This is a genomic window from Chromobacterium sp. S0633 (assembly GCF_024158805.1).
Classification (GTDB): domain Bacteria; phylum Pseudomonadota; class Gammaproteobacteria; order Burkholderiales; family Chromobacteriaceae; genus Chromobacterium.
In genome coordinates, this window is the sequence record NZ_JAMZGH010000039.1 from 1 (window position 1) to 21,235 (window position 21,235).

The following is a 21,235-nucleotide window of genomic DNA, read 5'->3' on the forward strand; positions in this document are numbered from 1 at the left end:
TGGGGTGGATGATGGGGCTCGAACCCACGACAACAGGAATCACAATCCTGGACTCTACCAACTGAGCTACATCCACCACTGAAAACAAGCACTGCATTGTACCACAATTACTTGGCGCGCCCGACAGGACTCGAACCTGTAACCCCCGGCTTAGAAGGCCGGTGCTCTATCCGGTTGAGCTACGGGCGCTCGGTCGGGCTTCGCCTTACTGCTGGTCGGGGCGGCGGGATTCGAACTCGCGACCCCCTGATCCCAAATCAGGTGCGCTACCAGGCTGCGCTACGCCCCGACGACAGAGACCGCAACTATACGGATGGCGATTTGGGCTGTCAACACCTGTTTGTAATTAAATTGCGGCCGGCCAGGGGCGCGATATTGGCCGGGCGGCGGGCTGGGCGGCAGTTCCCTTTATTTATCTTGATCTTAAGTAAGTTTTGTTGCGCAGCGGCATTTCGGAAGCGGCCGAAAAATGCGAGAATATGCGCCTTCTTTTTCAGCCTCTATTATGGAACCGGCCCATGGCAGCACAACTGATTGACGGCAAAGCGGTAGCGGAAAAACTGATCGCCAAGGTGGGCGAGGGCGTGCAGGCGCGCCTGGCCGCGGGCAAGCGCGCCCCGGCGTTGGCGGTGATCCTGGTGGGCGAGGACCCGGCGTCCGCGGTCTACGTGGGCAGCAAGAAGCGCTCCTGCGAGAAAGCCGGCATCCGTTCGCTGGCCTATGATCTGCCGGCCGATACCAGCCAACAGGCGCTGCTGGACATCATCGACCGCTTGAACGCGGACGCGGAGGTGGACGGCATCCTGGTGCAGCTGCCGCTGCCCAAGCAGATCGACCCGCAGGCGGTGATCGAGCGCATCGACCCGAAAAAGGATGTCGACGGCTTCCATCCCTATAATATGGGCCGGCTGGCGATCAAGATGCCGTTGCTGCGTCCCTGCACCCCGCGCGGCGTGATGACGCTGCTGGAAGAGTACGGCATCGATCCCAAAGGCAAGAAAGCGGTGATCGTCGGCGCGTCCAATATCGTCGGCCGTCCGCAGGCGCTGGAAATGCTGCTGGCGCGCGCCACGGTGACGGTGTGCCACAGCGCCACCGCCGATCTGGCCGCCGAAGTGGCCGCCGCCGACATCGTGGTGGCCGCGGTGGGCATCCCCAACTTCGTCAAGGGCGAGTGGATCAAGCCGGGCGCGGTGGTGATCGACGTGGGCATCAACCGTCTGGACAGCGGCAAGCTGTGCGGCGACGTGGCGTTCGCCGCGGCGGCCGAGCGCGCCGGCTTCATCACCCCGGTGCCGGGCGGCGTCGGCCCGATGACGGTGGCCACCTTGCTGCAGAACACTCTGGATTCCGCCAATATGCACGCTTGAACGGCGCGCCGTTCAGCCCAAAACGCCATCGCCGCTTCCGCGGCGGCGGCGTTTTTGTTTTATCGGCGCGCGATAGGGCCGGCGCTTGCAAACAAAGCGAGACGCTGGCGGCCCGGCTATCGTAAAATCGACGGTTTTAGTTAGCAGTAAGCAAATCCGATCATGAGTCAAGACAAGCAATCGGCCACGCTGTTGATCAGCGCGCCGGACAAGAAGGGCCTGGTGGCGGCCATCGCCAACTTCCTGATGACCTACAACGCCAACATCATGCACGCGGACCAGCATCAGGACACCAGCGAAAACCTGTTCCTGATGCGGGTGCAGTGGGATGTGGACGGCTTCACCCTGCCGATGGAGAACTTCGCCGCCGCCTTCCAGCCGATTGCCGACGAACACGCGATGAACTGGAAGGTGTCGCTGTCCACCCGCAAGCCGCGGATGGCCATCTTCGTGTCCCAGTACGAGCACTGCCTGGTGGATCTGATGCACCGCTGGCGCATCGGCGAGCTGGACTGCGAGATCCCGCTGGTGATTTCCAATCACGAAACCTGCCGCCGGCTGGTGGAGTTCAACGGCATTCCCTTCCATGTGATCAAGGTCACCAAGGACAATAAGGAAGAGGCCGAGGCCGAGCAGTTCCGCCTGCTGGAAGAGGCCGGCGTGGACTTCATCGTGCTGGCTCGCTATATGCAGATCCTGTCCCAGGGTTTCGTCGAGCGCTATCCGGACCGGGTGATCAACATCCATCACAGCTTCCTGCCGGCATTCGACGGCGCCAAGCCTTATCACCGCGCGTTTGCGCGCGGGGTGAAGCTGATCGGCGCCACCAGCCACTACGTGACCGAGGATCTGGACGAGGGCCCGATCATCGAGCAGGAAGTCACCCGCATTTCTCACCGCGACGAAGTGGACGACCTGATCCAGAAAGGCCGCGACCTGGAAAAAGTGGTGTTGTCGCGCGCCGTGCGCTGGCATATGGATAACCGCGTGCTGTCCTATAACAACAAGACGGTAGTCTTTGACTGAGAGCGGACATGCGCCTGCTGATTGACGATGTGGTGGATTTGCTGCGCTTCCGGGTCAAGCCCCTGGGCGAGTATCAGTATCCGCGCTGGCAGACCCTGCTGTTTCTGATCGCGCTGGGTCTGGTGGCCAGCGCCGACACCGCTGAGCTGGGCGACAACCTGACCGGCCGCATGCTGTTCATGGTGTTGTTCACGCTGGCGGAAACCCTGTGTTTCGCCGGCTTCATCGGCCTATGGCTGCGTTTTGCCAAGTGGGACGGCCATGGTTCGCTGTTCGGCCTGGTGGCGGTGGCCAGCGGTCTGCAGTTCGTGGAACCGCTGACCAGCTGGTTGCCGGACGACGCGGCGCTGGCGGTCAACGGGGTGTTGTCCATCTTCGGCATTCTGGTGTTGGTCAACGCGCTGGCCGTGGTGTCGGGCATTCACCGGCTGCGGGTGGCGCTGGGAGTGTTGTTGTTCGCGCCGGTGGCCATGGTCTTGCTGGCCGGGGCCTTGTCGCTGGGTTCGGCGGCGGGCTGGGTGGATTTGCCCGCCGGCGTGGCCGACGCCGCGCGCGGAGCGGAGAGCTCGGCGCCCGCAAGCGGCATCTGAGCCGCGGGCTGAAAAAAGAACAGGACATGCCAAGGCATGTCCTGTTTTGCATGGAGGGCGCGTGAACGGGCCGGCGCGCTCAATCCACCTTGGCGATGTAGCGGGCCAGGCCCAGCAGCGCGCGCAGCGCGTCGCCCTTGGCGGTGACTTCGCCGCGCAGCCGCGCGTAGCGGCGCAGGATGGCGCGGCCCTCTATGAACAGGTCCATATCGGTGTCCGGCGAGGACACCAAGGCGATGCGTTCGATTTCCCCCTGCGGGCGCGGCTGGCCCTGCGCGATGCACAGGTAGACCTTGTGCGCGTTGAACGGGGTGATGTGATCGAACAGATACAGCATGGAGTTGATGCGCAAGCCGGTTTCTTCCCGCACTTCGCGGATCAGCGCCTGGGAGCGCAGTTCGCCGCGGGCGGCCTTGCCGCCGGGAAGATTGTAGCGGCCGCCTTTGGCCGCGGTGACCAGCACGCCGTCGGGCAGTTCGATAATAGCGGTTGCGCGCCTGGCCAGGTCCGCCGGCAGGCGCTCGTTTCTTTTTTCTTCCAAAACACTCATTCTTCAAAAAATTAGTTAGGGCCACCGGCGAGAGTGGCCCTGGATATTATTTTTCCATTCTAAAGCACTAGACCGATCAGTCCAATAAGCTGTGCTCAAAATTTACTCATATATCTGATTTGAATGAGATAAATCGTTCAGCCATTCAAATTGAAACCATGCGGTTTCCGCGCTCAAAGCAGTTTGGCCAATAAACCGCCCAGACCCACCAGCAGGCAGTAGTAGCCAAACGGGCGCAGCGACTCGATTTCGCTTTTCTTGAAGTAGCGCATCAGGAAGGCGGTGCTGGCGTAAGCGCAGGCGCCGGACAGCAGGCCGCAGGCCAGCAGCATTCCTGCGGAAACCTGGCTGTGCGCCAGCTTGGGCACTTCCAGCACGCCGGCGGCGGCGATGATGGGGGTGGCCAGCAGGAAGGAGAAGCGCGCGGACGAGGCGTAGTCCAGGCCGTGGGCGAGGCCGGTCACCAGGGTGGCGCCGGAGCGGGAGAAGCCGGGCAGCAGGGCCAGGGCCTGGCCCGCGCCTATCTTGATCGCGCCGGAGAAGCTGAGCCGCTCCAGGTCCAGATGGGCTTGCTTCCGTTTCAGGCGGTCGCCCCACAGCAGGAGCAAGCCGTTCAGGCTGAGGAAGATCAGCACCGCGGTGGTGCTGGTGAACAGCGCGCGCAGCTGTTTTTCCAGCAGCAGGCCCAGCAAGCCGGCGGGGATGGTGCCGGCGATCAGCAGCCACATCAGCCGGGCGTCCGGATTGGAGGCCTTGCCGCCGGCCTTGAGGAAGCCGCCTGTCAGTTGCAGCCAATCGCGGCGGAAGTACAGCAGCAGCGCGGCGGCGGTGCCCAGGTGCAGCACCACCATGAAGGGCAGGAAATCCGGGCTCATGCGGTTGATGGACCAATGCAGCCAGTCCGGTATCAGCACGCCGTGGCCCAGGCTGCTGACGGGAAAGAGTTCGCTGACGCCCTGGATGACGGCGAACAGCAGGGCTTCGATAGGGTTCATGGCGGGTCCTGTGGCGGTGGGAGGCGGCTTGCGCCGGCCTGCTTATCAACGCCGCCGCCGCGGACCGGTTGACCGGCTCAGTTGCGCTGCCGGCGTTCCAGCGCTTGTTCCTCCTCTTCCAGCCGCCGGCGAATGGCGGAGAAGAAGCGGTGGATGCCGTGCACGGATTCGGACAGCTCGGCCAGGCATTGTTGGCGCCGCTCGGGCGTCAGCGCGGGCATTTGCACTTCCGGGTCCGGATTGCGCTCGAAAGCCAGGGTCAGGATGGGCTCCAGCAGCGGCGCCTGCTCCGGATCGTCGAACAGCAGGCCCCAGTCCTCGTTCAGCAATTGCATGCCTTCGGAAAAGCCTTCGGCCCAGTCGTTGCCTCGGATCTCGCCGGCGGCGTCCGCTTCCAGCCAGGGTTGGAAGGCGTCGTCCTCGCGCAGCGCGGCGGAGACGTCCAGCCAATGCCCCATCAGCAGTTTGGCGAACTGTTCCAGCGCCTTGTCGCTGGGAAAGGCGGCATCGTCGTCGAAGGCGTCGCCGATGATGGCGGGCAGGCATTCTGTCGGCTTGATCGGTTCCGGGCCGCAGAGCAGGGCGGCGAAGAAGCCGTCCAGATGTTCCAGATTCATGCCTTGCTGCGGCAGGAAGCGGTTCAGGGTGGCGGCCAGGCGTTGGTAGTCGGCGTCGGAAAGCGGGGTATGGCTCATGGCGGACCAGGGCTAGGGAGAAAAGCCCATTATCCGCCATCTGGCGGCCCAGCGCACCGCCGGCCGCGCGGCGCGTCGCAATCACGATGCGGAGGGCTTGACGGCTCTGTTACAATCGTTCTTTTTTGACCCAACCTCTAATAGGTTTCCATCATGTTGACCGTGTATAACACCCTGACCCGCCAGAAAGAAGAGTTCAAACCCATCGAGCCCGGCAAGGTGTGTATGTACGTGTGCGGCATAACGGTCTACGACCTCTGTCATATCGGACACGCGCGCATGCTGACGGCCTTCGACGTGATCTATCGCTGGCTGGACGCGTCCGGCTACGACGTCACCTATGTGCGCAACATCACCGATATCGAGGACAAGATCATCAAGCGCGCCGCCGAGCGCGGCATTCCGCCGCAGCAGCTGGTGGAAGAGACCACCGCCGACATGCGCCAGGACGCCGCCGCGCTGAGCCTGTTGTCGCCGACGTTCGAGCCGCGCGCCACCCAGCATGTGCCGGGCATGGTGGCCTTGATCGAAAAGCTGATCGCCAACGGCAAGGCCTACGCCGCGGACAACGGCGACGTGTATTACGCGGTGCGCGAGTTCGAGGGCTACGGCAAATTGTCCGGCCGCACCCTGGACAAGCTGCGCGCCGGCGAACGGGTGGAAGTGGACCCGCACAAGCGCGATCCGCTGGACTTCGTGCTGTGGAAAGCGGCCAAGCCGGGCGAGCCGTCCTGGGACAGCCCGTGGGGCGCGGGGCGTCCGGGCTGGCATATCGAGTGCTCGGTGATGAGCTGTCATCATCTGGGCGAGCATTTCGACATCCACGGCGGCGGCGAGGATCTGCAGTTCCCGCACCATGAGAACGAAATCGCCCAGTCCGAGGGCGCCCATGGCCACCAGTACGTTAATTACTGGCTGCACAACGGCTTCATCAATGTAGACGGCGAGAAAATGTCCAAATCGCTGGGCAATTTCTTCACCATCCGCGACGTGCTGGGCCATTTCGACGGCGAGGTGATCCGCTTCTTCATCGTGCGCAGTCATTACCGCAGCCCGGTGAACTACACCGACAGCATCCTGGTCGACGCCAAGCACGGCCTGACCCGGCTCTATACCGCCTTGCGCGGCCTGGAGCTGCCGGCCTCCGCCGGCATAGACTGGAAGGACCCGTTCGCCGCGCGCTTCCAGACCGCGATGAACGACGACTTCAATTCTTCGGAAGCGGTGGCGGTGTTGTTCGAGCTGGCCGGCGAAGTCAACAAGAGTCGCGATCCGCGTCAGGCGCGCCTGCTGAAGGACCTGGGCGGCGTGCTGGGCCTGCTGCAGCGCGACCCGGAAGACTTCCTCAAGGGCGGCGCCGGCGACGAGGAGTTGTCGGCCGAGGCGGTGGAAGCCTTGATTCAGGCGCGCAAGGATGCGCGCGCCGGCAAGAACTGGGCGGAGTCCGACCGCATTCGCGATGAGTTGACCGCCAAGGGCATCGTGCTGGAAGACAGCGCCCAGGGCACGGTCTGGCGCCGCGCCTGAGCCGCAGGAGCCGCCGTTGACAGTGGATTTGGCACTTGTCAAGCGGCGGCAAAGCGCGGATAATCGATAGTTTCGCAAGCAGTACAGGCAAATCCCCTGTACCCGATTTGAAAGGAAGACACATGAAAACCGATATTCACCCGACTTACAAAGACCTGACCGTTACCTGCTCCTGCGGTAGCCAGTTCGTGACCAAGTCCACCATGTCCAAGGACGCGTTCGGCATTGAAGTTTGCTCCAACTGCCACCCGTTCTACACCGGCAAGCAAAAGATCGTCGACACCGCCGGTCGCGTTGACAAGTTCAACCAAAAGTTCGGCGGCTTCTTCAAGCGCTAAGCGCCGAGGATACGTTGGACACCCAGAAAAAGGCAGCTCAGGCTGCCTTTTTTCTATGATTCCGGCGCGGCGGCGGCAGGGTTTGGCAGATTCCGGCCGGCGGCGCGCGTACCTATTCTGCAAGGTTGAGGCCATGGCGATCCACATCGTTTACCTGTCCCACGGCGGCAAGAAATACTACGACCAGACCCGCTTTTCCGTGTTGAGCCTGTTGAATTTGCTGCTGAAGCAGCAGCGGCAGGACGTGAAGATCATGGTGTACACCGACGCGCCGGACAGCGTGCCCGCGCATCCCCTGGTTCGCACCGAGACCCTGAGCCGGGCGCAGTTGCAGGCGTATCGCGGCCAGTTCGACTATGTGCACCGCATCAAGCTGGAAGTGATGCTCAAGGCGGCGCGCGAACTGGGCACCGCCGTCTTGTACGTGGACTGCGACACCCGCTGGCTGTGCGTGCCGGACGAGCTGTTCGCCCGGCTGGAAGCAGGCAACGCCAGCTGCATGCACGTCAACGAAGGCGTGTTCGGCCCCGGTTTCTTCCCGGATTATCTGGCCGCGGTGGACAAGCACGGCGCCGAGCTGCGCAAGATGGGCGTGGCCGACGTCCAGGGCCTGGCGATGTGGAACGCCGGCGTGGTCGGCGCTTCCGCCGGCATGGTGCCCTTCTTTGAAACCGCCTTGCGCATCAACGACTTCCTGCTGCCGCGCGTGGAAGCGCGCAACTGGACCGAGCAGCTGGCCTGGTCGCTGGTGGCCTGCGACGGCCGTCAGCCGCTGGCGCTGGGGGATGCGCTGCATCATTACTGGAACTACAGTTACGAGGCGCCGCTCTACCTGGCTGAAGTGTTCGCCGGCATGGCGCCGGACTGGGACGTGGCGCGCCAGGCCCAGTACTGCGGTGAATTCGCCTGGGACGAGGCTAGGCTGAAGACGATACAGGCCGATCCCGATCACAAGCGCCAGCGCCGTCGCAACAAGTTGCGCAACTCCATCGCCAAGCGCAAGGTGGATTGGCGCATTCTGATCGCTCGCTTGCGCGGCGCTTTGCCGTCGGCTGATTGAAAGGGGCCTCGAACAATCGTCGCGAGCGGTTCGAGAGCAAGGCGCGCCGCAGCGCTCGGGCCGCGCGGTAGATCTTTCGAGCTCCCCTGAAACTGTTTGAACGAGACTCATGCTCACTTATTCGGAACAATCCCAAACCCTGGCCAAGCCCACGGAAAAACCGTGGATTCTGCTGCTGCTGTGCTTTGTCTGGCTGTGGCCGGGCATCTTGGGCCACGATCCGTGGAAGCCGGACGAGCCCTTCGTGCTGGCGGCGGTGCAGGGCATGCTGGACACCGGCAACTGGCTACTGCCCACGGTGCAAGGCGCGCCCTATCTGGATAGCCCGCCGCTGTATTACTGGGTGGCGGCCTTCATGGTCAAGCTGCTGTCTCCCTGGCTGCTGGCGGCGCACGACGCCGCGCGGCTGGCCACGCCCTTGTTCATGGCGCTGGCCTTGCTGCTGGCCGGCATGGCCGGCCGCGATCTGATCGGCCGTCGTCACGGCCGCAGCGTGGTGATGGTGTTGATAGGCTGCGTCGGCCTGGTGGAGACCGGCCATCAGCTGACCTCGGTGGTGGCCGGTTTCGCCGGCTTCGCCGCCGCCTTCTACGCGCTGTCGCTGACCCTGCGTTCGCCCGGCCTGGCCGGCGCCTTGCTGGGCGCGGCCAGCGCGGCCATCTTCCTCAGCGCCAGCCTGATGGAGCTCTTGCTGCTGTGGATGGTGGTCTTGCTGCTGCCGGCCTTCTCCGCCTGGCGCAGCAAGCAATACGCGATCACCGTGCTGCTGGCCTTGCTGATCGCCGCGCCCACCTCCCTGGTGTGGCCGCTGGCGCTGGCCAAGAGTCATCCGGACGCGTTCAATCTGTGGTGGAACGAGTACTCGCTGGGCCAGCTCAACGGTTTTGGCCGGGTGCAGCTGTTCCACGACTTCGGCTACTACAGCCTGAACGCGCTGTGGTTCGCCTTCCCGGCCTGGCCGTTGGCCGGCTGGACCTTGTACCGCAACCGGGAACGGCTGGACCAGGCGCGCTTGCAACTGCCGCTGATGTTCTTCGCCGTGGTGTTGATCCTGCTGACCTTGTCCAGCCGTCCCAATATGACTTACGCGATGCCGCTGCTGCTGCCGCTGTCCTTGCTGGCGGCAGTGGAGCTGGACAATCTCAAGCGCGGCGCGGCGGCCTTCCTCAACTGGTTCGGCCTGATGACCTTCGGCTTCTTCGCTATCCTGGTGTGGGCCGGCTGGGCGGCGATGAACTTCGGCTGGCCGCGGGGCCTGGCCGGGCGCGCCCAGTATTTCAGCCCGTATTATCAGGAGCACGTGTCCAGCCTGGCCGCGGTGTGCGCGGTGATCGCCACCCTGGTATGGCTGTGGGCGCTGACGCGCAAGCATTTGCGCGGCCGCCAGGCCATCAGCAACTGGGCGGCGGGCCTGACCCTGCTGTGGGGTTTGGGCATGACCTTGTGGCTGCCGTGGTTCGACGCCGCCAAGAGCTACCGTCCGGTGGTGGAGCGGATGATGAAGGCGCTGCCGGCCAACGCCGCCTGCGTGGCGACCGAGAGCCGCAATCAGCTGGCGCTGATCAGCTGGCGCTATTACGCCGGCCTGGACCTGGTGTCCTATCCGGCGGGCAACGCCTCGCCCTGCGACTACCAGCTGGTGGTGCGCTCGGAGGACGAGGGCATCGCCGAGCCGGGTTGGGAAGTGCTGTGGTACGGCTCCCGGCCGCGCGAGCAGAACATGATGTTCGCGCTATTGCGGCGCATTCATCCGCATGAGCAATAAGAGCGGCGAGCAAACCCCCTGACGCTGCGTGGCGCGCCTTGCCCCAGCGGTAAAACCGGGTTTTGTTAAGCAGGCTAAAAACCCCCGCATTCATCAATCAATGCGGGGGTTTTTCATGGGCCGCGCGTGGGCTCAGCTTTGCAGTTCGTCCAGATTCTCGAACAGCTTCAGCGCTTCCGGATTGGCCAGCGCGGTGAGGTTGCTGACCGGCTGGCCGTGGATCACGTTCTTCACCGCCAGCTCGACGATCTTGCCGCTGATGGTCTTGGGGATGTCGGCGACGGCGATGATCTTGGCCGGCACGTGGCGGGGGCTGGCGCCGGTCTTGATCTGCGCCTTGATCCGCTGTTGCAGGTCTTCGTCCAGCCGCGCGCCGGCGCGCAGGCGCACGAACAGCAGCACGCGCTCGTCGTCCTGCCACTGCTGGCCGACGGCGATGCTTTCCAGCACCTCGTCGAAAGCCTCCACCTGGCGATAGATCTCCGCGGTGCCGATGCGCACGCCACCGGGATTGAGCACCGCGTCGGAACGGCCGTAGATGATCATGCCGTCGTGGGCGGTGAGTTCGGCATAGTCGCCGTGGCACCAGATATTGTCGAAACGGCCGAAATAGGCCTGGCGGTACTTGCCGCCGTCGGGATCGTTCCAGAAGCCCACCGGCATCGACGGGAAGGGCCGGGTGCACACCAGCTCGCCTTTTTCGCCGCGCACCGGCCGGCCGTACTCGTTGTAGATGTCCACCGCCATGCCCAGGCCGCGGCATTGCAGCTCGCCGCGGTAGACCGGCAGGCTGGCGCAACCCAGCGCGAAGCAGGACACGATGTCGGTGCCGCCGGACACCGAGGCCAGATTGATGTCGGCCTTGATGTTGGCGTAGACCCAGTCAAAGCTTTCCGCCACCAGCGGCGAACCGGTGGAGAACACCGCGCGCAGCGAATCCAGCTTCCATTCCCGGACCGGCGCGATGCCGCTCTTGCGCAGGCCGTCTATGTATTTGGCCGAGGTGCCGAAGTGAGTGAAGCGCTGCCGCTCGGCGTAGTCCCACAGCGTGCGGCCTTCGCCGACAAAGGGCGAGCCGTCGAACAGCATCAGCGCCGCGCCGGACGCCAGGCCGGACACCAGCCAGTTCCACATCATCCAGCCGCAGGTGGTGAAGTAGAACAGGCGGTCGCCGTGATGGACGTCGCCGTGCAGCTGCTGTTCCTTCAGATGCTGCAGCAAGGTGCCGCCGGCGCCGTGGACGATGCACTTGGGCTTGCCGGTGGTGCCGCTGGAATACAGGATGAACAGCGGGTGCCGGAAGGGCAGCCGTTCAAAGCTCAGCGCTTGCGCTTGATACGCGGCGGTGAAGTCCGTCAGGGTGATGGCCTTGGGCACGTTTTCCGCGAACACGCCGGTTTCGCCCAGATAGGGCACCACGATGATTTGCCGCACCGAGGGCAGCGCCTCGGCCAGCGCCGCCATCTTGGCGCGGATGTCCACAGCCTTGCCGGCGTACCAATAACCGTCCGGGCAGAACAGCAGCTTGGGCTCGGTCTGGCCGAAGCGCTCCACCGCGCCGTCCGCGCCGAAGTCCGGCGAACAGCTGGTCCACACCGCGCCCAGGCTGTTGGCGGCCAGCATCGCGGAGATGGTTTCCGGCATATTGGGCATGAAGCCCGCCACGCGGTCGCCGGCCTGAATGCCGGCGCCGCGCATCGCTTGTTGCAGCAGCGACACCTGGGCGCGCAGCTCGCGCCAGCTCCAGCGCCGCTGCAGCTTGTCCTCGCCCCAGAACACCAGCGCGTCGCCGTCGTCGTCGCGGCGCAGCAGGTTTTCGGCATAGCTCAGCCGCGCCTCCGGGAAGAAGCGGGCGGCCAGCATATTGTCGCCGTCGCTCAGCGCGGTGGCGCCCTTGTCGCCGATCACGCCGCAGTAATCCCAGACCAAGGACCAGAAGCGCGCCGGGTCGGCCACGCTGGCGCGCCACAGTTCGGCGTAGCCGTTCAGTTTGCGGTCGTAGGACAGTTCGGCCAGCTTGGCGAAGGCGGTCAGGTGGGCGCCGGCCAGGCGGCCGGCGGAGGGGGTCCAGATGGGCGTGTCGGGGGTCATGCTTTCTCCTGATATTTTCTCCGCGCGCCGGCCCATGGACGGGCGGCGGCTTGTTATTGCTCCGGCCTGGCGCGGCGCTTGTCGCCGACGGCGTGCGCCAGCTTGGAGGCCGGCAGCTTGCCCAGCGCGCCGGCGATGAACCAGGCCGTGTCCACCAGCGCGGCCAGGTCGACGCCGGTGTCGAAGCCTTCGCCTTGCAGCAGATAGACCACGTCCTCGGTGGCGACGTTGCCGGAAGCTCCCTGAGCATAAGGGCAGCCGCCCAGACCGGCAACCGAAGAATCGAATGTCATCATTCCCGCGCGCAAACACGCATGAATATTGCTGATGGCCATGCCGTAAGTGTCGTGGAAGTGGCCGGCCAGCTGCGACATTGGCACAGTCTTGCTCACCGCTTCCAGCATCGCCAGCACGCTGGACGGCGTGCCCACGCCTATGGTGTCGCCCAGAGAAATCTCGTAGCAGCCCATGTCCAGCAGCCGCGCGGCCACCTCCGCCACCTTGGCCGGCGCGATGCGGCCCTCGTAGGGACAGCCCGCCACGCAGGACACATAGCCGCGCACCGGCACGCCGGCCGCCTGCGCGCGCGCCATCACCGGCGCGAAGCGCTGGAGGCTTTCGGCGATGCTGGCGTTGATATTGCGTTGGCTGAAGCTTTCGCTGGCGGCGCCGAACACGGCGATTTCGCGCGCGCCGGCCGCCAGCGCCGCGTCCAGTCCCTGCTCATTGGGCACCAGCACCGGGTGGGACACCGGCCCGGCTAGGTCCAGGCCGGCCAGCACCTCGGCGCTGCCGGCCATCTGCGGCACCCATTTGGGCGAGACGAAGGCGCCGGCTTCTATGGTGCGCAGGCCGCTGGCGGCCAGGCGGCGGATCAGCTCCAGCTTGACGGCGGTGCTCACCGGCTGTTTTTCGTTTTGCAGCCCGTCGCGCGGACCCACTTCCACTATCTTCACTTGCGGCACTTCGGCTCTCCGTTAGCGGCGGCGCGGCTGCACCGGGATGTAAATGTCCATCTGGCGTTGCGGCAGCCCCGGCGCGCAGCGGCCGTCGTAACGCTCGAAGGAGCCCAGCGGCGCTTGCTCCCATTGCTTGGAGGCCGGCAGCCAGTCTTGCATGATGTAGCGCCAGGCCGCCTGGATCGCCTGGCCGAACTCGGCGTCGCTGCCGGCCGGCTGGGTGGTGAACACCGCGCACTTGGTCGGCGGCGTGCTGAGCCGCGCGCAGCCGGGCGGCAGCGGCAAGGGCTGCGCGCACTCCATCCCTATCATATAGCCGAAGCGGCCGCTGTCCGGGTCGAAGTCGTGGATCAGCCCGTATTCCGCGGCGTCGGCGCGGCCCAGCGCTGCCAGCAGTGGCTGGCGCAGCGTGGCCGCGTATTCGCCCCAGAATTCGGGAATCTGGCGCAGATTGTCGCCGTTCTCCATCTGGGTGGCGATGCTGTAGCCGGCCAGATTCAGGCCGGGATGATTGATGATGATAGGGTCCATAGGTGTCACTCCGCTTCGAAGTCGACCAACTCGTCGCCGTCGTTGACCTGCTCGCCGGTGCCGAAATAGAAAGCCTTGACCACGCCGTCCGCCGGCGCGGGGATGGTGTGCTCCATCTTCATCGCCTCCAGGATCAGCAGCGGGTCGCCCTTGTTGAGTTTGACGCCGGTGGCGGCCAGCAGGGCGACGATGCGGCCCGGCATCGGCGCTTTCAAATGGGTTTCGCCGTGAACCTCCTCGGCGGCCACCGCCAGCGGGTCCAGCCACTGCGCTTCCAGCCGGCTGCCGGCGGCGAACAACACCCGTTGCGGGCCGCTGCGGGCGACGACGGCTTCGAGTTGTTGATCGCCCAGCCGCGCGCGCAGCGTTCCGCCGTCCAGGCGGCCGCTGGCGGAGAACAGCCTGCCGGCGGCGGCGATCTCGCAGCCGTCGCCCAGATGGCGCAGCGTTACCGGATAGTCCTGGCCGGCGATGTGGAACACGAGCTTGCGGCTGAGCGCGCCGTTGAGCCGCCAGCCGGCGGCCACCGGGAAGCCGCCGGGCGCGGCCAGCGCCTCGGCCAGCGCCAGCAGCGCCAATTGCTCCGCGTCCGGCGCGGCGGGCGGCGGCAGCAGCGCGTCGTGGTGACGGGCGATCAGGCCGGTGTCCACCTGGCCGCCGGCGAAGCTGGCGTGCTGCACGATGCGGCGCAGGAAGGGGATGTTGGTGGTGACGCCGGCCACCTGGTAATCGGCCAGCGCCGCGTCCAGCCTTTGCAGCGCCTGGCGGCGGTCCTTGCCCCAGACAATCAGCTTGGCGATCATCGGGTCGTAGAAGGGCGAGATGCTGTCGCCGGCGACGACGCCGGTGTCGATGCGCACGACGGCGGATTCCGCCGGCGCGCGCAGGTGGTAGAGGGTGCCGGTGGCGGGCAGGAAGCCCTTGTCCGGGTCTTCAGCGTAAATGCGCGCCTCGATGGCGTGGCCGCTGATGCTGAGCTGCTCCTGGGACAGCGGCAGCGGCTGGCCGCTGGCGACGGCCAATTGCCAGGCCACCAGGTCCTGGCCGGTGATCATCTCGGTGACCGGGTGCTCCACTTGCAGCCGGGTGTTCATTTCCATGAAGAAGAAGCGGCCGGGGCTGCCGTCGGCCTGCACTTCCATGATGAATTCCACGGTGCCGGCGCCGACATAGCCCACCGCGCGGGCGGCGGCGCAGGCGGCCGCGCCCATCGCCTCGCGGGTGGCCGGCGGCAAGTCCGGCGCCGGCGCTTCCTCCAACACTTTCTGGTGGCGGCGTTGCACCGAGCAATCGCGCTCGAACAGATACACGCATTGGCCGTGACTGTCGGCGAACACCTGGATTTCCACATGGCGCGAGCGCGGCAGGTACTTCTCCACCAGCACCTTGTCGTCGCCGAAGCTGGCGCGCGCCTCGCGCTGGCAGGAGGCCAGCGCCGCTTCAAAGTCCGCGGAGGCTTCCACGATGCGCATGCCCTTGCCGCCGCCGCCGGCGCTGGCCTTGATCAGCACCGGGTAGCCGATGGCGTCCGCCTGGCCGCGCAGGAAGTCCGCTTCCTGGCGCTCGCCGTGATAGCCGGGCACCAGCGGCACCCGGGCTTGCTCCATCAGCGCCTTGGCCGCGGATTTGCTGCCCATCGCGGCGATGGCGGAGGCGGGCGGGCCGATGAAGGCGATGCCGGCGGCCTCGCAGGCGGCGGCGAAGTCCTCGTTCTCGGACAAGAAACCGTAGCCGGGGTGGATGGCTTGCGCGCCGCTGCGGCGGGCGATGTCCAGGATCAAGTCGCCGCGCAGATAGGAATCCGCCGCCGGGGCCGGGCCCAGCCGGTAGGCCTCGTCGGCCAGCTTGACGAAGCGGGCGTCGGCGTCGGCGTCGGAATGGACGGCGACGGTGGCGATGCCGAGCGCGCGCGCGGTCTTGATCACCCTGCAGGCGATTTCACCGCGGTTGGCGATGAGTATTTTATTGAACATGGCGTTAAACCTGTTTTTTGCCACGGAAACCCAGGGAAGGGCACGGAATCCAAATGATGAATTTGTCCGTGTATTTCGGTGTGCTTCCGTGGCTAATTGATCTTTAAATCCAGTTCGGCGCGCGTTTTTCGAAGAAGGCAGCCAGGCCCTCGCGCGCCTCGGCGCCGGCGCGCACGCTGGCGATCTGACCGGCGGTGTCCTCCAGCAATTGATCGTCCCAGGGCGAGCCCTCGCGCAGCATGGCCAGCAAGTCCTTGGCCGAGGACAGCGCCTGCGGCGCGCCCTGGGCCATCGCCTCGGCGATGTCGGCCACGCGCGCGTCCAGCGCCTCCGCCGGCACCAGCTCGTGCACCAGGCCGATGCGCAGCGCCGTGGCGGCGTCGATGCGCTCGGCGGACAGGAAATAACGCCGCGCCTGACGCCAGCCTATCGCGTCGGCCACATAAGGGCCGATGGTGGCCGGCACCAGGCCCAGCCTCACCTCGGTCAGGCCGAACTTGGCGGCCTCGGTGGCGATGGCCACATCGCAGACCGCGGCCAGGCCGGTGCCGCCGGCCAGCGCCGCGCCGTGGATGCGGGCGATCACCGGCTTCTTGCTGCGGTAGATGCTCTTGAGCATGGCCGCCAGCCGCTGCGCGTCGGCCAGGTTCTGCTCCTCGCCGTAGCCGGCGGCGCGGCGCATCCAGTCCAGGTCCGCGCCGGCGGAAAAGCTTTTGCCGCGGCCGGCCAGCACGATGGCGCGGCAGTCCGCCTGCAACTGCAAATGGGTGAAGGCGGCGGTCAGCTCGGCGATCAGGGTTTCGTTCATCGCATTGTGAACGTCCGGCCGGTTCATCCAGATCGTCGCGGTCTTGCCGCTGTGTTCGATTTCAAGCGTGGAGTAACTCATCTGCGTCACCTTTGGCCGTCACATCCGGAACACGCCGAAGCGCGTGTTTTCAATCGGCGCGGACAGCGCCGCTTCCAGCGCCAGGCTCAGCACCTCGCGGGTTTGCGCCGGGTCTATCACCCCATCGTCCCACAAGCGCGCGCTGGCGTAATAGGGGTGGCCCTGACGTTCGTACTGCTCGCGCACCGGCGCTTTCAGCGCTTCTTCCTGCTCGGCCCCGAAGGCGTCGCCCAGTTGTTCCTTCTTCACCTGGGCCAGCACGCCGGCCGCCTGTTCGCCGCCCATCACCGAGATGCGGCTATTCGGCCACATCCACAGGAAGCGCGGCGAATAAGCGCGGCCGCACATGCCGTAATTGCCGGCGCCGAAGCTGCCGCCTATCAGCACGGTGAACTTGGGCACGCGGGCGCAGGCCACGGCGGTGACCAGCTTGGCGCCGTCTTTGGCGATGCCGCCGTTCTCATACTTCTTGCCCACCATGAAGCCGGTGATGTTCTGCAGGAACAGCAGCGGAATGCCGCGCTGGCAGCACAGCTCGACGAAGTGCGCGCCCTTGAGCGCGGACTCGGAGAACAGGATGCCGTTGTTGGCGATGACGCCGACGCGGTAGCCGTTCAGCCGGGCGAAGCCGGTGACCAGGGTGGCGCCGTAGTTCTGCTTGAACTCGTCGAACTCGGAGTCGTCCACCAGCCGGGCGATGATCTCGCGCACATCGAAGGGCTTTTTCGGGTCCGCCGGGATCACGCCGTAGATTTCCTCTGCCGCGTAGCGCGGCGGGCGCGGCTCGGCGCGGTCCAGCTCGCCCTGCTTGCGCCAGTTGAGGCCGGACACGATGCGGCGGGCGATGGACAGCGCGTGGGCGTCGTTCTGCGCCAGGTGGTCGGCCACGCCGGACACGCGGGCGTGCACATCGCCGCCGCCCAGTTCCTCCGCCGTCACCACCTCGCCGGTGGCCGCCTTCACCAGCGGCGGGCCGCCCAGGAAGATGGTGCCTTGCTCCTTGACGATGACGGTTTCGTCCGACATCGCCGGCACATACGCGCCGCCGGCGGTGCAGCTGCCCATCACCACCGCGATCTGCGGAATGCCGGCGGCGGACAGATTGGCCTGGTTGTAGAAGATGCGGCCGAAATGCTCGCGGTCCGGGAACACCTCGTCCTGCAAGGGCAGGAAGGCGCCGCCGGAATCGACTAGATACACGCAGGGAAGACGGTTGTCGCGCGCAATCTCCTGAGCCCGCAGATGCTTCTTCACCGTCATCGGGTAATAAGTGCCGCCCTTGACCGTGGCGTCGTTGGCGATGATCAGGCAATCCACGCCGGCGACGCGGCCGATGCCGCTGATCAGGCCGGCGCCGGGCGCGTCGTCGTCGTACATGCCGAAGGCGGCCAGCTGGGACAGCTCCAGAAAGGGCGCGCCGGGGTCCAGCAGCAGATCGATGCGCTCGCGCGGCAGCAGCTTGCCGCGGGCAGCGTGCTTGGCGCGCGCCTTGTCGCCGCCGCCCAGCGCGGCCTTGGCCACCTTGTCGCGCAGATCGGCCACCAGCGCGCGCATTTTGTCGGCGTTGGCCTGGAAGTCCGCCGCGCGCGGCGAGAGTTTGGATTCGAGGATGGGCATATCGTTTTACCTTGTCATTCGCCGTCGACGAAGCGTGCGGTCAGTGAGCATTGGGCTTGCCGGGTGGGGCTGAAGCGCAACGCGGCATCAGGCACTGTATCCGCCGCGATTACCGGGTTTCCGCCATCAGTTCGCGGCCTATCAGCCAGCGGCGGATTTCGCTGGTGCCGGCGCCGATCTCGTACAGCTTGGCATCGCGCAGCAGGCGGCCGGTGGCGTATTCATTGATGTAGCCGTTGCCGCCCAGGCACTGGATGGCGTCCAGCGCCATCTGGGTGGCGCCCTCCGCCGCGTACAGGATGGCGCCGGCGGCGTCCTTGCGGGTCTGGCGGCCGGTTTCGCCGCGGTCCAGCGCCTGGCCCACCGCGTAGACATAGGCGCGGCTGGCGGACAGCTTGACGTACATGTCCGCCAGCTTGCCCTGCATCAGCTGGAAATCGCCGATGGCCTGGCCAAACTGCTTGCGGTCGTTCAGATACGGCACCGTGATGTCCATGCAGGCCTGCATGATGCCCAGCGGGCCGGCGGCCAGCACCGCGCGCTCATAGTCCAGGCCGCTCATCAGCACCTTGACGCCGTTGCCTTCGCCGCCCAGCACATTGGCGTCCGGCACGAAACAGTTGTCGAAGAACATGGGGTAGGTGTTGGAGCCGCGCATGCCCAGCTTGTCCAGCTTGCTGCCGTGGCTGAAGCCGGCGAAGCCGCGCTCCACGATGAAGGCGGTGATGCCCTTGGCGCCGGCGCTGACGTCGGTCTTGGCGTAAACCACCATCACGTCCGCGTCGCCGCCGTTGGTGATCCACATCTTGCTGCCGTTGAGCAGGTAGCCGCCGTCGGCCTTGTCGGCCTTCAGCTTCATGCTGACCACGTCGGAGCCGGCGTTGGGCTCGGACATCGCCAGCGCGCCGACATGCTCGCCGGACACCAGCTTGGGCAGCAGCCGGCGTTTTTGTTCGTCGTTGCCGTTCTTGTGGATCTGGTTGACGCAGAGATTGGAGTGCGCGCCGTAGGACAGGCCCACCGAGGCGGAGGCGCGGCTGATTTCCTCCATCGCGATCATATGCGCCAGATAGCCCATCTGGGTGCCGCCGTACTGCTCGTCCACCGTCATGCCCAGCAGGCCCAGATCGCCGAACTTGCGCCACAGATCGGCCGGAAACAGATTGTCGCGGTCGATGTCGGCGGCGCGCGGGGCGATTTCGCTTTGGGCGAAGTCGCGCGCGGTTTCGCGCAACATATCGTAGGTGTCGCCAAAGGCGAAGCGCAGGCTGCTGTACATGGTTTCTCTCCTCTGATGGGCGCGCGTGATTCGCGTGATATGCTCTATCATTACTTACGTTTACGTAAGCGTCAACATGGCAGCGACGGAAACCGGCGCGAAACCGTTATCATGGCCGGGTTTGCATGCAGAGAACAGACATGACGATATGGGTGGACGCGGACGCCTGTCCCAAGGTGATCCGCGAAACATTGTGCCGGGCGGCACAGCGCACCGGCGTGGAGCTGGTGTTCGTCGCCAATCAGCTATTGACGGTGCCGAAAGCGCCGAATATCCGCGCCTTGCAAGTGCCCAAGGGTTTTGACGTGGCGGACAACGAGATTGTCCGCCGCATCGCGGCGAACGATCTCTTGATCACCGGTGACATCCCCTTGGCGTCCGAGGCCTTGGGCAAGGGTGCGCAGGCGCTGAACTGGCGCGGCGATGTGTATTCGCCGGACACCATCGCCGCACAGCTGACGATGCGGGATTTCATGGACACGCTGCGCGCCAGCGGCGTGCAGACCGAAGGCCCGCCGCCTTTGAGCCAGGCGGACCGCCAGGCTTTCGCCCGGCAGTTGGATATCTGGTTGGCGAAGCGGCGGGGCTGAGGCGAGCTTGGCGTTCCGTTTCTTGGGCAGCTTTACAAACGTATTTGCGATATTGAATCCGCTGCGCGGATGATGATTTAGGGCCGGTTCCGCCCGGCAAACGGAAAGGGAGATTTGCGCGGCCAAATCTCCCTTTACCCTAAAGGCCGCCCTGCAAGCCTGGCCTGCGGCTTCCCGCCGGGCCCCGTCAGGCCCGAGGCGCGGCTGAACTCGCAGCGCGCTAACGTCGCGCTGCTCGAACAGGCAGCCGCTTAAGACCTCGGGCCTGCCACCCGTCGGCAGGCTTGAAGGGAGTTGGGGCGCATCGAATACGCGGTCTCCTCCGTATCTAACACTGCCGAACCCGTGGTTAAAAAATCGTGAACACGGCCTTAGCCCTTCTTCTTGCGCCGTGGCTTCCTCTGCAAGGTGTTCAATTCGTCCAGGCTGAGATGGAAGCGTTGCATCGCCTCCACATGCTTCGGCAGGTCGACCTGTTGCACTCCCAAGTTCAGCAGTATCTCCAGATAGTTGAAGAAGCTTTTGCACATGCTGCGGCGGTGGCCGCGCTCGCTGAAATCCATGTCGTTAGTGATGCGGAACAGCAGTCCGCGCCCGGAATGCTGGCGGTTGAGCTTCAGCAACTGCGCCAGATGGGCGGCGTACTGGCGACCCAAGGCGCAGGCTTCGAACTCATTCTTGGCCTCGGCCGGCTGCCAGTAATGCGGATAGGTACGGCCTTTGATGCGGCGGATGAAGGGCAGGCTGAGGTCTTTGGCGTGGGGGCCGGCAAACCGGTAGCGGGAACGCGGCCCTAGCGGCGGGAGTGGAGAGGCGTCCTGATGGATGTCTTGGGTTTCAGCAGAGGACGGAGAGAGTTCGATGCCTAGCACCGGACGGACAGGCTTTACCATTTGCAACCTCCTGAGCAGAAGGGCCATGCCGCAAGGCGGCAGGGCGGGCACATGACAAGAGTTGGCCTACCGGTGATATGTCGTACAAAGCCGGCGCGCCCTCGAGGGGCGCCACTTGCCATGGCCCGCCCGAATAGGCAAAGCAATGGCAGCGGATACGCTGTGGAAACAGCGCATCCGCGACGACATTTCAATTCAGGAGGCCAATCCCGAGCGCCGCGATTGTTGCGGCGCGGGGGCTATTGTTGGGGAGGAGCGGGAGGGCGTCAAGCCGACGAAGTCTAGCAAAGAAAAGGACCGCCGAAATCAAACTCTGCGCAGCCTAATGCCGAATGGACAAGCTCTACCCTTTGTAAGCTCTTGAGCAGAAGGGCCATGCAGCAAAGAGGTAGGGCGGGCACATGACAAGAGTTAGTCTACCGGTGAGTCACTGCAAAAGCCGGCGCGCCCGTGAGGGCGCCACTTGCCACGGCCCGTCCGCATAGGCAAAGCAATGG

20 protein-coding genes and 3 tRNA genes are annotated in these 21,235 nt (G+C 65.2%); 9 read left to right on the forward strand and 14 right to left on the reverse strand.

The window, feature by feature from the left end; translation table 11 throughout:
- The 3 genes from NK214_RS19330 to NK214_RS19340 all read right to left on the reverse strand — a co-directional run bounded on the left by NK214_RS19330 (position 1) and on the right by NK214_RS19340 (position 289).
- Positions 1-76, reverse strand: a tRNA-His gene (locus tag NK214_RS19330).
- A 36-nt stretch (positions 77-112) separates the two neighbouring features.
- Positions 113-189: transfer RNA gene (locus tag NK214_RS19335), tRNA-Arg, on the reverse strand.
- A gap of 23 nt (positions 190-212) precedes the next feature.
- Positions 213-289 (reverse strand) — tRNA-Pro (locus NK214_RS19340).
- Between the two features lie 229 nt (positions 290-518).
- On the opposite strand from NK214_RS19340, the gene folD reads away from it, so the two are divergent.
- The 3 genes from folD (at position 519) to NK214_RS19355 (ending at position 2,986) form a co-directional block, all read left to right on the forward strand.
- Positions 519-1,370 carry a bifunctional methylenetetrahydrofolate dehydrogenase/methenyltetrahydrofolate cyclohydrolase FolD gene (folD, locus tag NK214_RS19345; protein ID WP_253315249.1) on the forward strand — a complete coding sequence of 284 codons (852 nt, stop codon included), beginning with the start codon at positions 519-521 and terminating at the stop codon, positions 1,368-1,370.
- 162 nt (positions 1,371-1,532) lie between these two features.
- Positions 1,533-2,396 carry a formyltetrahydrofolate deformylase gene (gene purU, locus NK214_RS19350; RefSeq protein WP_048410466.1) on the forward strand — a complete coding sequence of 288 codons (864 nt, stop codon included), beginning with the start codon at positions 1,533-1,535 and terminating at the stop codon, positions 2,394-2,396.
- 8 nt (positions 2,397-2,404) lie between these two features.
- Positions 2,405-2,986 carry a hypothetical protein gene (locus NK214_RS19355; protein WP_227107329.1) on the forward strand — a complete coding sequence of 194 codons (582 nt, stop codon included), beginning with the start codon at positions 2,405-2,407 and terminating at the stop codon, positions 2,984-2,986.
- 79 nt (positions 2,987-3,065) lie between these two features.
- Here the strand turns inward: NK214_RS19355 and NK214_RS19360 are convergent, their stop codons facing one another.
- The 3 genes from NK214_RS19360 to NK214_RS19370 all read right to left on the reverse strand — a co-directional run bounded on the left by NK214_RS19360 (position 3,066) and on the right by NK214_RS19370 (position 5,226).
- On the reverse strand, positions 3,066-3,536 hold the full coding sequence (locus NK214_RS19360) for an NUDIX hydrolase (RefSeq protein WP_048414591.1): 471 nt from the start codon (positions 3,534-3,536) through the stop codon (positions 3,066-3,068).
- A 173-nt stretch (positions 3,537-3,709) separates the two neighbouring features.
- Positions 3,710-4,531 (reverse strand): undecaprenyl-diphosphate phosphatase, encoded by an 822-nt coding sequence (locus tag NK214_RS19365; protein ID WP_253315250.1) that lies wholly within the window; start codon positions 4,529-4,531, stop codon positions 3,710-3,712.
- 77 nt (positions 4,532-4,608) lie between these two features.
- The gene (locus tag NK214_RS19370; RefSeq protein ID WP_107799964.1) at positions 4,609-5,226 is read right to left on the reverse strand and encodes a UPF0149 family protein; all 618 of its coding nucleotides are present in this window, start codon (positions 5,224-5,226) and stop codon (positions 4,609-4,611) included.
- Positions 5,227-5,379: 153 nt separating this feature from the next.
- Here NK214_RS19370 and cysS point away from each other — a divergent pair, with 153 nt between their 5' ends.
- The 4 genes from cysS (at position 5,380) to NK214_RS19390 (ending at position 9,916) form a co-directional block, all read left to right on the forward strand.
- Complete coding sequence (gene cysS, locus NK214_RS19375) at positions 5,380-6,753, forward strand: cysteine--tRNA ligase (RefSeq protein ID WP_253315251.1); 1,374 nt, start codon at positions 5,380-5,382, stop codon at positions 6,751-6,753.
- 122 nt (positions 6,754-6,875) lie between these two features.
- Positions 6,876-7,091 carry a 50S ribosomal protein L31 gene (rpmE, locus tag NK214_RS19380; protein WP_043593861.1) on the forward strand — a complete coding sequence of 72 codons (216 nt, stop codon included), beginning with the start codon at positions 6,876-6,878 and terminating at the stop codon, positions 7,089-7,091.
- Positions 7,092-7,224: 133 nt separating this feature from the next.
- Positions 7,225-8,151 (forward strand): hypothetical protein, encoded by a 927-nt coding sequence (locus NK214_RS19385; protein WP_253315252.1) that lies wholly within the window; start codon positions 7,225-7,227, stop codon positions 8,149-8,151.
- Positions 8,152-8,260: 109 nt separating this feature from the next.
- Complete coding sequence (locus NK214_RS19390; protein ID WP_107799961.1) at positions 8,261-9,916, forward strand: glycosyltransferase family 39 protein; 1,656 nt, start codon at positions 8,261-8,263, stop codon at positions 9,914-9,916.
- A gap of 132 nt (positions 9,917-10,048) precedes the next feature.
- Here the strand turns inward: NK214_RS19390 and NK214_RS19395 are convergent, their stop codons facing one another.
- The 7 genes from NK214_RS19395 to NK214_RS19425 form a co-directional block, all read right to left on the reverse strand.
- On the reverse strand, positions 10,049-12,007 hold the full coding sequence (locus tag NK214_RS19395) for an acetoacetate--CoA ligase (RefSeq protein ID WP_253315253.1): 1,959 nt from the start codon (positions 12,005-12,007) through the stop codon (positions 10,049-10,051).
- A gap of 53 nt (positions 12,008-12,060) precedes the next feature.
- Positions 12,061-12,972: a hydroxymethylglutaryl-CoA lyase gene (locus NK214_RS19400; protein WP_253315254.1), complete on the reverse strand. Its 912-nt coding sequence runs from the start codon at positions 12,970-12,972 to the stop codon at positions 12,061-12,063.
- A gap of 12 nt (positions 12,973-12,984) precedes the next feature.
- Complete coding sequence (locus NK214_RS19405; RefSeq protein WP_253315255.1) at positions 12,985-13,497, reverse strand: GyrI-like domain-containing protein; 513 nt, start codon at positions 13,495-13,497, stop codon at positions 12,985-12,987.
- 5 nt (positions 13,498-13,502) lie between these two features.
- On the reverse strand, positions 13,503-15,470 hold the full coding sequence (locus tag NK214_RS19410; RefSeq protein ID WP_253315256.1) for an acetyl/propionyl/methylcrotonyl-CoA carboxylase subunit alpha: 1,968 nt from the start codon (positions 15,468-15,470) through the stop codon (positions 13,503-13,505).
- A gap of 103 nt (positions 15,471-15,573) precedes the next feature.
- Positions 15,574-16,359, reverse strand: coding sequence for an enoyl-CoA hydratase/isomerase family protein (locus tag NK214_RS19415; RefSeq protein ID WP_253315257.1), 786 nt, complete (start codon positions 16,357-16,359; stop codon positions 15,574-15,576).
- A gap of 18 nt (positions 16,360-16,377) precedes the next feature.
- On the reverse strand, positions 16,378-17,976 hold the full coding sequence (locus tag NK214_RS19420) for a carboxyl transferase domain-containing protein (RefSeq protein WP_253315258.1): 1,599 nt from the start codon (positions 17,974-17,976) through the stop codon (positions 16,378-16,380).
- A 109-nt stretch (positions 17,977-18,085) separates the two neighbouring features.
- Positions 18,086-19,255, reverse strand: coding sequence for an isovaleryl-CoA dehydrogenase (locus NK214_RS19425; protein WP_081547845.1), 1,170 nt, complete (start codon positions 19,253-19,255; stop codon positions 18,086-18,088).
- 140 nt (positions 19,256-19,395) lie between these two features.
- Between NK214_RS19425 and NK214_RS19430 the strand changes: the two genes are divergently transcribed.
- Positions 19,396-19,845, forward strand: a complete 450-nt coding sequence (locus NK214_RS19430; protein ID WP_043593836.1) for a YaiI/YqxD family protein — start codon at positions 19,396-19,398, stop codon at positions 19,843-19,845.
- A gap of 371 nt (positions 19,846-20,216) precedes the next feature.
- Here NK214_RS19430 and NK214_RS19435 read toward each other — a convergent pair whose 3' ends face one another.
- Positions 20,217-20,738 (reverse strand): hypothetical protein, encoded by a 522-nt coding sequence (locus tag NK214_RS19435; RefSeq protein ID WP_253315259.1) that lies wholly within the window; start codon positions 20,736-20,738, stop codon positions 20,217-20,219.
- A 145-nt stretch (positions 20,739-20,883) separates the two neighbouring features.
- On the opposite strand from NK214_RS19435, the gene NK214_RS19440 reads away from it, so the two are divergent.
- Complete coding sequence (locus tag NK214_RS19440) at positions 20,884-21,102, forward strand: hypothetical protein (protein WP_227107349.1); 219 nt, start codon at positions 20,884-20,886, stop codon at positions 21,100-21,102.
- Positions 21,103-21,235 lie beyond the last annotated feature (133 nt).